The 12678-nt window shown below is 28.9% G+C and carries 10 protein-coding genes and 1 tRNA gene; 1 reads left to right on the plus strand and 10 read right to left on the minus strand.

Features of this window, described 5'->3' with window-relative positions:
• Positions 1-71 precede the first annotated feature (71 nt).
• A tRNA-Leu gene (locus EII29_RS00710) sits at positions 72-156 on the plus strand.
• Between the two features lie 432 nt (positions 157-588).
• Here the strand turns inward: EII29_RS00710 and typA are convergent.
• From typA to EII29_RS00760, 10 genes are all read right to left on the minus strand, one after another.
• Entirely contained in the window at positions 589-2403 is a 1815-nt protein-coding gene (gene typA / locus EII29_RS00715; RefSeq protein ID WP_125235623.1) for a translational GTPase TypA, read from the minus strand.
• Positions 2404-2801: 398 nt separating this feature from the next.
• Complete coding sequence (locus tag EII29_RS00720; protein ID WP_125235624.1) at positions 2802-3800, minus strand: ABC transporter substrate-binding protein; 999 nt, start codon at positions 3798-3800, stop codon at positions 2802-2804.
• 230 nt (positions 3801-4030) lie between these two features.
• Positions 4031-4660, minus strand: a complete 630-nt coding sequence (locus tag EII29_RS00725) for a DUF421 domain-containing protein (protein ID WP_125235625.1) — start codon at positions 4658-4660, stop codon at positions 4031-4033.
• Positions 4661-4683: 23 nt separating this feature from the next.
• Entirely contained in the window at positions 4684-5043 is a 360-nt protein-coding gene (locus EII29_RS00730) for a DUF3290 family protein (protein ID WP_233573210.1), read from the minus strand.
• 224 nt (positions 5044-5267) lie between these two features.
• Positions 5268-5549, minus strand: coding sequence for an HU family DNA-binding protein (locus EII29_RS00735; protein ID WP_125235626.1), 282 nt, complete (start codon positions 5547-5549; stop codon positions 5268-5270).
• 245 nt (positions 5550-5794) lie between these two features.
• A complete protein-coding gene (locus EII29_RS00740; protein WP_125235627.1) occupies positions 5795-8470 on the minus strand; it encodes a cation-translocating P-type ATPase in 2676 nt (891 codons plus the stop codon).
• 866 nt (positions 8471-9336) lie between these two features.
• On the minus strand, positions 9337-10389 hold the full coding sequence (locus EII29_RS00745; protein ID WP_125235628.1) for a hypothetical protein: 1053 nt from the start codon (positions 10387-10389) through the stop codon (positions 9337-9339).
• 155 nt (positions 10390-10544) lie between these two features.
• A complete protein-coding gene (gene cdd / locus EII29_RS00750; protein WP_255410996.1) occupies positions 10545-10973 on the minus strand; it encodes a cytidine deaminase in 429 nt (142 codons plus the stop codon).
• 14 nt (positions 10974-10987) lie between these two features.
• Positions 10988-11698 carry a purine-nucleoside phosphorylase gene (gene deoD, locus EII29_RS00755; protein ID WP_125235629.1) on the minus strand — a complete coding sequence of 237 codons (711 nt, stop codon included), beginning with the start codon at positions 11696-11698 and terminating at the stop codon, positions 10988-10990.
• Positions 11699-11907: 209 nt separating this feature from the next.
• A complete protein-coding gene (locus EII29_RS00760) occupies positions 11908-12462 on the minus strand; it encodes a GNAT family N-acetyltransferase (RefSeq protein WP_125235630.1) in 555 nt (184 codons plus the stop codon).
• Positions 12463-12678: the final 216 nt, after the last annotated feature.

The raw sequence follows: 12678 nt of genomic DNA on the forward strand, positions 1-12678 counted from the left end.
TTTCACTTAAAATAAAAAATTTATTTTCCTCTTGAAATTTTTTTATAAATATGATAATCTAATGTAGTTGAGCGAGTGTGGTGAAACGGTAGACACGCTGTTTTCAGGGAGCAGTGGACTTAGTCCGTGTGGGTTCAAATCCCACCACTCGCACCATAAAATTTCTTATAGTAAAGTATTAAAATTAATTTATGCAATAATTTTTTAATACTTTTTTATTGTACAAATAATTTTTTAAAAAGCTTTAATTCTTTCTAATTAATAATAAAAATTATAACAGATAAAATATAAAAACATTTGATTTAATTACAAGCTGTTGTCATTTTTAACTATACAAAAAGAAAAGTTTTTTCTATCTTAAATTTTAAAAGTTTATAATTGATATCTTTACTTAAAAATTTGATTTCAATGGATTATAAGATTTATCAATTATCCCTTTTCATAAAAAATAAAAAGAATAACGATAAGAAAAAATTGTCATCATGGTTTTAATATCAATATTCTATAAATTCTTTCAACTTTAATGTAATATCATTTTTGTAAATAAAAAATAAACAGTATTAATGTCACTGTCTATTTTTATATTTATCAGTTTTTTGAATTTTCGTACTTCTTTCTTTCAATTCCACTTAAATATTTCTTTCTTAATCTTATATTATTTGGTGTTATTTCCACTAACTCATCATCGGCAATATATTCTAAAGCCAATTCCAGAGTAAATTCTTTAGGTGGAGCCAGTTTCAACGCATCGTCACTTCCTGCTGCTCTCATATTTGTGAGCTTTTTTCCTTTACATACATTTACTATAAGGTCATTTTCTCTTGAGTGCTCACCGACTATCATTCCTTCATACACTTCAATCCCCGGACCGATAAACAGTATTCCTCTCGGCTGGAGATTATTTAATGAGTATCCTATACTTGTTCCCTGCTCTAAAGCAATAAGTACTCCTTTCCTTCTTCCGGTAATATCTCCTTTATAGGGTTCATATTCAAAAAATGAATGGTTCAATATTCCTGTTCCTCTTGTTTCAGTTAAAAATTCATTTCTGAATCCGATAAGTCCACGTGACGGTACTTTGAACTCCAACCTTGTATATCCGTCACTTCCCTGAACCATATTCAGCATTTCTCCTTTTCGCAGCCCTATTTTTTCAATGACTACTCCGACAAATTCATCAGCAACATCTATTATGGCAAGTTCAACAGGTTCCATTTTTGTACCGTTTTCTTCTTTATAAATAACTTCCGGTTTCGATACTGCCACCTCATACCCTTCACGCCTCATATTTTCAAGTAATATGGATAATTGGAGCTCCCCTCTACCTTTTACTATGAAAGCATCAGGAGAATCTGTCATTTCAAGTCTCATACTTACATTATGATTTACCTCTTTTGTCAGTCTTTCCAGAAGATTTCTTGAAGTAATATATTTACCATCTTTTCCTGCAAAAGGAGAATCATTTACTATAAATGTCATTGCCAATGTAGGTTCATCTATGTCTATTAACGGTAAAGCACGCGGATTTTCCCTTTCAGAAACAGTCTCCCCTATATCTATTTTATCAATTCCCGCAATCGTAATAATATCTCCTACACCTGCTTCTTCCATTTCTATTTTTTTTAGTCCGTCATAACCGTAAATTCTCGAAATTTTACTATTTACAAGTTCTCCATCTCTTTTTATTAATACAATATCCTGATTTCTCCTTACTTTTCCGTTGTAAATTCTTCCTGTTCCTAATTTCCCCACATACTCATCATATTCAGTATTTGTAATAAGAATTTGAAGAGGTTCGTTTTCATCTCCATCGGGTTCATCTACATATTTTAAAATCATGTCGTATAATGGTTTCATATCTTTGTTTTCATCTTCAATATTAATTTTAGCAAATCCATTTTTTGCTGATGCGTATACTACCGGAAAATCAAGTTGCAAATCATTTGCTCCCAAATCTACAAATAAATCAAATACTGTATCTACAACTTCATCAGGATTGGAATTAGGTCTGTCTATTTTATTAATTACGACAATCGGTCTAAGTCCATGTTCAAGTGCTTGCTTCAAAACGTATTTTGTTTGAGGCATAACCCCTTCAAAAGCATCCACAAGTAACAACACCGAATCTACCATTTTTAATATTCTCTGTACTTCTCCACCAAAATCGGCATGCCCCGGTGTGTCCACTATATTAATTTTATATCCGTTATAATGAATTGAAGCATTTTTAGAAAAAATAGTTATTCCTCTTTCTCTCTCTAGATCATTACTGTCCATTATTCTTTCACTTACTTTTTCATGCTCTGCAAATGTTCCTGCCTGCTTTAATAACGCATCTACTAAAGTAGTTTTTCCATGATCAACATGGGCGATAATCGCTATATTTTTTATTTTATTACTCATTCTTGCTCCTTTATTTATTTCATAGGTGTTATTATAGCATAATTCAGAAAAACTGAAAACTTATTTTTACATAATAAATAAAGAAATTTAATATCAATACTGATTTGATTATTTAATTTTTATTTTTCCAAAAAATATAACAAAACAAAAAACTTTACGTTTTCACATAAAATTTACCGTTTTGTTATTAATCTGATACACATATATTCTATTATTTTTTCAAATCTCCGATATTCAAAAGTTTTCCGAAAAAATTTGAATTATGTCGATTAGAAAAACATCTGTCTAAACATATTAAGTTTACTATTTTTCAAATTCAATGAATATTTTTGAGAATTTAAAAATTTTGTAGTCGATAGACAAAGTATAAATGCACTAATAAATATTCAGAGAAAAAATCACTTTTTGTTTTTATCTTCAGTAAATACAGCTTTTTTCAATATTTCTTCAGGAATTTTTATTTTTAACATTTCCATATTTTTTCTGTTTATTTCTATTTTAAGATTTTTTATTGTTTCAATAGGAATATTCGCAGGTTTTTTTCCATTTTTCAATATTTCCACTGCTATTTCTCCTGCTCTATAACCTAGGTCATAATCAGTCGTTCCCTGAGAAATCAATCCTCCTCTATCGGAATAAACGTCACTTGTAGCAAATACAGGTATTCCTGCATTATTTAGAATATCAAGTAATGTAGGAAAATATGAAGAAATTGTATTATCCTGTATTGCGTAGTAAATATCAACCTGCTTTGAAATTATATTTGCCGCTGCAACAAGTTCCGTACCATTTGTTATAGCTTTTTCAAGTATTTGAAATCCTTTTTCAGGGGCCAGTTTCTTTAAATTATTTAATTCGGAAACTGAATTTTGTTCAGATGAATTATAAATTATACCGATTTTTTTTACTTTTGGAAACACCTGTTTCATTAACTCAAGATTTTCATTAATTGGAGCAGCTCCACTTGTTCCTGTAATATTTTCAACGCCTTCCAAGCCGGCTCCTTTAGGATCTGTAACTGCGGCTATGACAATAGGAATATCCTTTATCTGATTTTTTGCTGCTTGTGATGTCGGTGTAGTAATTGTATACACTAAATCTTTTTTATCTGCTGAAAATTGCTGCATTATTAATGTTTGTGTAGGGATTTCACCGTTTGCTGTTCTGTCATCAAATTCCGATTCTATTCCTGATTTTATCAAAGCATCTTTAAACCCTTGTTTAGCAGAATTTAATGCCGGATGATCAATTATCTGTGATATCCCGATTTTATAAACTTTTTTCTCAACTTGAGTTTTCTCAACTTTTTTTTCTTTCTTGTTTCCATTTCCTCCACATGATAGTAACATGCCTCCTAACATACCGAATAACAGTACACCTCTCATAATTGTTTTCATCTGAATTTCCTCCTTAAATAATTTTATTTTTTAATTATAACATATTTCATTATATATTTCTATCAAAAATATATTTTGTTAATTTTTGATTTTTAATTTTTAATATTATATAATATTTATAACTTATTTTTATATTTATCTTCATATATATTTATTTTTATACTTGTATTATTTTTCCTCTAATATCTTTATTATTTTTTCTATTTATCCTGAAAACATAGGATAATTTTTTACTCTTTTTTTACAATAAATAAATCATCTCCTGAAATTTCAGCTAAAAATATATTCTCTATACTTTCAATTCCTTTTTCATTTAGTTTTTTCACCAACCACCTTATATCTTTTCCTACATGTTCCAAATTACTTTCTATAATTTTTCCTTCAGCAATTAACATTATTCCAAGATTATCTTCTTTTTTTATTATGGTAATCTGACCGTTGGATTCCGTAAACGCTTCCTCAATATCTGAAACTTTATAAACACCTTTCATTCTTAGCTTAGTATAAAAATCTAAAATTGACATACTTGCTTTAGCAAAATTTTCTGTCGCCATTTTTCCATCTTTTACTAAAGTTATTATTTGACCATCAATTATATTTTTCATTTCCGTACTCGTATTTTTAAGAAAATTTATAGCAGTCATAAGTAAACCCCATATTAATAAAACCATTAAAAATTGAACTATTGTTATGGAAGGATTATATATTACTCCTCCTATAATTCCTCCAAGAACATAATTCCCTATTTGATCTCCTGTTGATAAAGGAGCAAGCTGACCTTTTCCATTTAAATTCATAAATAGAACAAGTGCTGAAAAACCTATTGTCAATTTTATTGCCATAGATATTATAAACGGCATTTTTACTCTCCTTTCATTTTTCATTATTTATCAAATATCTTTATTTCATCAACATAAGGAACTTTCATTTCTTCAACAAGTATAGTTCCGTCAACCCAATGTATTTGATAAAATTTGTCTCTAATTTTATAAACGGTATGTTCGGTTATCTGTTTTGTATTTACACATATTTCATCTTCGGATACATGAAATTTTTTTGATAATCCCCTAACAACACTTGCCATATTTTTATATATTTTCTCCTGATCATTTTGTAATTGATATTCACTCATTTTTGATAATCCGAATAATAATACCAAAATAAGAACCAGTAAACTCAATTGTTTTTCTTTCAATGTAATACTTCCTTTGAACCATCTTGATAAAACAAAGACTAAAAACAATAGTATGATAAATAAACCAAAAAAAAAAATAATTTATCGGTTATTAATCTACTGTTTTCAAGATAAATATGATTGTAAAATTCCATAATGCCTCCTTCTTTCTACATTTAATTTTTAAGTACATATTATTTTATTATAAAATATAAAAAATTTGAATATTATATATTTTAAATGTAAATAAAAAAAGAGATGATCTGATAAACATACATCTCTTTTTTAATTCATTATTTTCCTTTTGCCACTTTATCAGCTAATTTTTTACCTACTTTAAATTTAACCACTTTCTTAGCAGCTATTTTTATTTCTTTACCTGTCTGAGGATTTCTACCTTTTCTCGCAGCTCTTTTTTGAACTCCGAAAGTTCCCCATCCGACAAACTGTACAGTTTCTCCTTTAGATAAAGATTTTTCAACAGTTCCTAAAAATTCATTTACTAATTCTTCAGCTCTTTTTTTAGTTTCTCCCGTTGCTTTTGCATAAGCTTCTACAAATTCTTTTTTTGACATTTTTTCCTCCTAAAGATTTATAAATTGTTATTTGTAAAAATACAAACATCAACTCTACACTTGTATTTTAACCTTTTTTTTTAATTTGTCAAGTAAAATTCGCATTTTATTCATGTTTTTAATCAAAAATTAAATTTTCATATGTTAAAATATAATTTTTAGCTTTAATTTTATAAAGAATATTCTAAGTATAAAGCATAAATTTTGTATAATTCAAAATTTTAATTTTTATTTTAATATATAGATTATTTCTTTATATTTCGGGAAATTAATTTTATTACTTCGTTTACAGTAAATGGAATCAGTGCAAATATTATGACTATATCCCAGTCCACAAGTTTAAGCTGAGTAACTTTGAATACAGCTGCAAGTGACGGTATTGAAGTAAGTCCTACCTGTAATGCTATTCCAACTATTATAGATAAAATCAAATATTTATTTTTAAAGAAGCCCACTTCAAAGACAGTTTTCTTACTGTTTCTCATAGTTAGAGAATAAAATAGCTGAGACACTGTCAATACTATGAATGCCATCGTTCTTCCATATGTCAAAGCTGCTTGACCTTCAGGAATTGAAAAATCACCATTTATAGGCATTTTTCCATGATGCACTATTCCTATATAAAATGCTGCGAGTGTTAATATTCCTATAAGTGTTCCGGCTACTATAGCTCTTATTCCCGCTCCTCCTGAAAAAAAACTTTCTTTAGGATTTCTCGGTTTTCTTGTCATAACATCTTTATCTCCCGGATCCACTCCCAGTGAAATGGCAGGTAATGTATCCGTCACCAAATTAATCCACAATAACTGTATTGCCATTAAAGGTAACGGCCAGTTAAATAATGTAGCAAAAAACACACATATTACTTCTCCTAAATTACATGAAAGCAGAAACATTATTGTTTTTTTAATATTGTTATATATATTTCTTCCTTCTTCTATAGCATGGACAATTGTTGTAAAATTATCATCAGTAAGTATCATATCACTCGCACCTTTAGAAACATCAGTTCCTGTAATTCCCATGGCTACACCTATGTCTGCAAATTTGAGTGACGGTGCATCATTTACTCCGTCACCTGTCATTGAAACGATATTTCCTTGCTCTTTGAAAGCTCTCACTATTTTAACTTTATGTTCAGGTGATACCCTTGCAAATACTCTATATTTATTTATATTTTTTGCAAATTCTTTATCTGAAATCTCATCTATTTCAGTTCCTGTCAAACTTTGACTTATATCAGTAGCTATTCCCAGTTCTTTGGCAATGGCAACAGCAGTATTTTTATGATCTCCCGTAATCATAACAGGTGTGATACCCGCTTTTTTTGCTTCATCGATAGAACTTTTAACTTCAGTTCTTGGAGGATCTATCATTCCTACAATTCCTACAACTACAAGGTTGTTTTCCATTTCTTCAGGTAAAATCATATTTTCAACGTCTTTAAATGCAACTCCAAGCACTCTAAGAGCATCATTGGACATTTCCTCCGTTACTTTCAGTATTTTTTCTTTAGTTTCTTCAGTTAACGGAGTAATCTGTCCATTTACAAGTATTTTGTCGGCTCTCGTAAGAATATTGTCAATTGCTCCTTTTGTATGAACCCTGTATCTGTTTCCTTCTTCATTTAATGTTGACATCAATTTTCTGTCTGAATCAAAAGGATTTTCACCTACTCTTTTATATTCAGTATTTAATGTATTTTTTTCAAGATTAAATCTGTCTCCTAAAACTACAAGTGCCACTTCAGTAGGGTCACCAATATCCTGACCGCTATCTATGGAAGCATCTGAGCAAAGTACAAATGATCTTATCAGTTCCTTTTCATCATTATTCGCTTCAAAATTTTTTCCCTCTGAAGGAATTTCTCTTAAATTATCAAGAGTATAAGTTTTTACAACTGTCATTTTATTTTGCGTCAATGTTCCTGTTTTATCTGAACATATTATATTTACAGCTCCCAATGTTTCCACAGCAGGTAATTTTCTCACAATAGCATTAATTTTCGACATTCTTGTCACACCTATTGAAAGTACAATAGCTACAATAGCTACAAGACCTTCAGGTATTGCAGCTACCGCAAGACTTATAGCTGTTATAAACATATCAAGCATATCTCTTCCCTGAAACATACCTATTACAAATATTAAAGCACATATTCCTATTGCCATATATCCTAAAATTTTCCCAAGTTCATCAAGCTTTATCTGTAACGGTGTCAATGTATTTTCATCCTCATCAAGTATTTTAGCAATTTTACCGATTTCAGTATCCATTGCTGTTGCTACAACGACACCTTCTCCTCTTCCATAAGTGGCCATTGTTGACATAAATGCCATGTTAGCTTTATCTCCTACAGATATTTTCGTATCTTCAGTAATAAAAGAAGCATTTTTTTCCGACGGTAGCGATTCTCCTGTCAAAGCTGACTCCTCTATCTGTAAATTCGCACTTTCAATAAGTCTTACGTCAGCCGGAATAAAACGCCCTGCATCAATTACAAGTATATCTCCCGGAACAAGATCTTCGGAACTTATTTCAATAACTTCCCCATTACGTCTAACGAGACTTTTAGGCGTAGTCATCTGCTGTAAAGCTTCCAATGCCTTTTCAGCTTTAGATTCCTGCACTACTCCTACAATAGCATTTATAAAGACAACTGCTAAAATAATTACGGCATCCTTAATTCCTTCTATACCATGTGCAACTATATTTATAACTGCTGCACCTATTAACACATAAATCAGTACATCCTTAAGTTGTCCAAGAAATAACTGAAATATGCTCTTTTTAGGTTTCCCTTTTAATTTATTTTGTCCGTACTTTTCCAGTCTTTTATTTATTTCATCAGTTGTAAGACCTATTTTCGGATCCACATTCAATTCTCTTAAAACTTCTTCCTGTGATTTTGTAAACCACATATTTTCTCCACCTCTTTCTCTTTATTATCTTTCAATATTTCGCATTGCTTTATTTTATTTATAATATCTAAATTCTTTATTTCAGATATTTTTTTATTATACACTATATTTCAATTAAATTCACTATATTTTTAAAAATATTTTTTACTTTAAATCATAAATAAAGGATGTCTAATATCTATATGAATAAAAAAGAAATTAACAAATCTGTGATATTGTTTTTTAAGATATACATTAAAAAAAGAAACTTTATTTATGCAAAATTATTTTAACCTGAAATAAAAGATACAAAAATAAAAAAGTTAATTTAATTGACAATATCTATCATATATTTGGAAATCAAATTGATAAAAGAAAAAAATACTGTCGAAAAAACATATAAATTGAAAAAGAAGTTTTTAAATTTATTTAAAAAAACATCCGTATTTAATTATGAATTGAATAACTTTATATTGGAAGAAAAAAATCCATAATAAAGAACTATATTATATAATTGAGATAAGGAAATAAACATAGAATCTAGAAAGGATAAAAATAGTAAAAAATATCTTATGGGGTATAACCTTAAAAAGTTGATACAACTTAGAATTTCTTGATATTACCAAACTTTTTTCACCCCCACTCTTGACAGAGAGCCTAAAATAATTTAAACATTAATTTTTTCTTATATTTAAAATTTTCTGAATAAATATGAAATTATATTTATTAGGAAAACATTCCTCTAAATATAATAAATTTATTACTTCCCAAGTACAATAAATAAATTTAAAGTGATAATTTTATAATTTAAAATAAAAATAAAAGAATAAGCAACTTCAATAAAAACACCGCTTCTCTTCAAGACAAAGCGGCATTTTTATTTCTTATTATTTTAAAAAAGTTACATTTATTATTCCATAGAGATTTTCTTTATCTTTTTCAAATTTTACCTGATATTTATAATTTTTTTCCGTTTTATTTATATTTTTAGGTAATTTACTTAATCTAAGGCCTTCTTTCGCATTTATAAGAACAACTTTAACATTTTTCATATTCTTCATAGGTTTATTTTGGAGAAAAACATCTATTTTTAAAGAAATATCCTTATTTTTCTCTTTAATAATTTTATTTTTTTCTTCTTCTGTCAATGCGTTAAGTTTTTTAGAAACTCCTACCGTTTCGGGTTTTTCTAAATCAACGCCTTTATTGTTTGTTAAAGTCAGTATTTTATCATTTTTACCAATTTCTTCAAGTGACAAATTAAATATTATTTTTTCAAAGTTTTTAATATCATTTACTGTTACATTTTTTGTTTTGATTTCCAGTGTATTTCCTGTTATTACATCCAACGGAGCAAGAGTTTTTTTATCTTCTTTCAAAGCTGTTGAACGACTTCCTCTACCTCCGAACAATATTGTTTCTGTCCCAAATTTAGGTGTTCCCTCTATAATTACTTTATTATATGTTGCAGAGCCTCTATGACTATATCCGCCATAAACATTTCCTTCTACTGTAGAAGTCCCTTTTATAATTACTGTATTTTCTGTTACAAGCGTAGCTTGTCCGCCTGCTCCGTAAATGCTTCCTCCTTTTGGAATATTTTCATTTTCCCTTTCCCAACGTCCATTTGTAGCAAGTGTACCTCCATCAATAATTACAGTATTTTTTTTCATTATTTCTATATTCTCTTTTCCGGGTTGTGCAGCACCAAAAACACGCTCAATTGCAGGTCCTGCATTGACAATCACTTTATTTCCTTCGTAACTTCCTGATATTCCTAAGGAATTTTCTAATTTTTGATACCCGAGCGCTCTGTCAGCTTTTCCATCTTTAGGATATGTCAGTGTTTCTCCTGCAAATATATTCATTCCTGCAAATACAAATCCTGTTATTCCCAGTAACACTTTTTTTGTATAAGTTTCAGCTTTGCTGTAATTCATAAAAAACCTCCTAAATAAATTTGTTAAATTTATCTTATCACAATTTATTTTGAAAATCAATTATTTTGATATTCAAATATAATTTAATTTCTAATAAAAAACCTATTTTAAAAATAAATTGAAAATTTAATCTTAAAATAGGTGATGTTTATTTTTTATAAATCCTCAGGACCAAAAGCATAAGGAAGTAATTCCTTTATTGAACAAATTTTATATTTTTTTTCTTTATTAGTCAAAATAATTACTGTTTCTTCATCGGAAAATTCATATATTACTTGTCTACATGCTCCACAAGGGCTTATCGGTTCCGGTGTTCCTCCTGTTATCACAAGAAAACGAATTTTCTTCATTCCTTCACTCACAGCTGTAGGAATTACGTTTCTTTCAGCACATATTCCCAATCCGTAAGAAGCATTTTCTACATTTACACCTTTAAATTTTCTTCCCTGTTCATCAATGAGAAGAGCCGCTACAGGAAATTTCGAATAAGGAACATAAGCATTTTTAAGCATATTGTTAGCTTCATCTATATAGTTACTTATTTCCTTTTCCGTTAATTTCATCTTTATATCTGATATTTTCATACCATTTCCCCTTATTATAAATTTAATGAACTTTCCAATGCCACTTCTATCATATCATTGAAAGTCAGCTGTCTTTCTTCTGCTGAAGTAGCTTCCCCTGTTACAAGAGAATCACTTATTGTAAGTAATGTAAGTGCATTTACTCCAAATTTTGCAGCTGTTGTATATAATTGTGCCGTTTCCATTTCTACACACAAAACGCCGAATTTTGCCCATTTTTTCCATGCCTCAGGTTCATCTCCATAAAAAGTGTCGCTTGTCAATACATTTCCTGCTTTCATACTTAATCCTTTGGCTTTCCCTACTTCATAAGCCTTAAACAATAACTCTGCACTTGCAGTAGGTGCATAATCCGCTCCATTAAATCTGAGTTTATTTATTGCTGAATCTGTAGATGCCGCCATTGCTATAACTACATCCCTTATTTTTATATTTTTCTGCATAGAACCTGCTGTTCCAACTCTTATAAGGTTTTTTACTCCATATTCATTTATTAATTCGTGAGTATATATTCCAATTGAAGGAACTCCCATTCCTGTCCCCTGTACTGATACTTTTTTCCCTTTATATGTCCCTGTAAATCCTAACATTCCTCTTACATTATTATATTGAACTATATCCTGTAAAAATGTTTCTGCAATATATTTTGCTCTTAACGGATCTCCGGGTAATAATATAGTTTCCGCTATATCTCCTTTATTTGCTCCTATATGTGGTGTTGCCATTATCTTACCTCCTGATTTTTTATTATTTCCACTATAAATTCATTTTACTGTGAAACTGATTTAAAATTTTCTCTTTTTATCAGCCAGAATAACTTCTACCAAATTTTAAACTTATATTACTCTTTAATTTTCAAATTTTATGAATATAATTTATTATACTCTTTAAACTTTTATTTTGCAATTTAATTTTTGTTTTATTCATCTAAATATTACTTTTTCAAAAATTTTCCCATTTTTATACAGTTATTATAAGTTCCATCTTTCAGCTTATAACCGTTTGGAATCTCTCCCCATTTTTGAAAGCCGTGTTTTTCATATAATTTTATTGCATTTTTGTTATTTGAATAAACTTCCAATTCTATCTGTTCATAATTCATTTTCCTTGCATTTTCAATAATTTCATTCATTAGAATATTCCCGACACCCATTCCCTGAAATTCTTTTTTCACTGTTAATCCGAATGTTGTTCGATGTTTTACTTTGATACGTTCTAAAATAGGAACTATACTACACATTCCTATTATCTCACCGTTCATATAAACAAGCAAAAATAATCTGTCAGTGCTTTTTTCAAAATCCCTTAAATATTTCATCATTTTTTCAATATTTGTATCTATCTCTTCAGGATAAGTCAGCAGAAAGTTCGTTTCTGAAGTTACTTCCTGTCTGTATTTTATTATATCTTTGGAATCACTTTCTTCAGCACTTCTTATACTATATTTTTTACCATTTTTCAGTCTATATTCTTTTAAAGAAAAAATCATATAACCTCCTATATTTTAAATATAGTAAAAACTCTAAATTTTTTAAAAAAGTTTGGATGTCATTATTTATGAACACTTTTATATATACGAATAATTAATTTTTTTCGCTTTTATAATAAATAGGTATCTTTAAGTATCTGTAAAAATTGACTTGAATCGTTTTTGGATTCAATTTTTTTTACAAAAAGATTGAAAATACTTTACAAAGTTTTTCTC

Source organism: Leptotrichia sp. OH3620_COT-345 (assembly GCF_003932895.1).
Taxonomy (GTDB): domain Bacteria; phylum Fusobacteriota; class Fusobacteriia; order Fusobacteriales; family Leptotrichiaceae; genus Pseudoleptotrichia.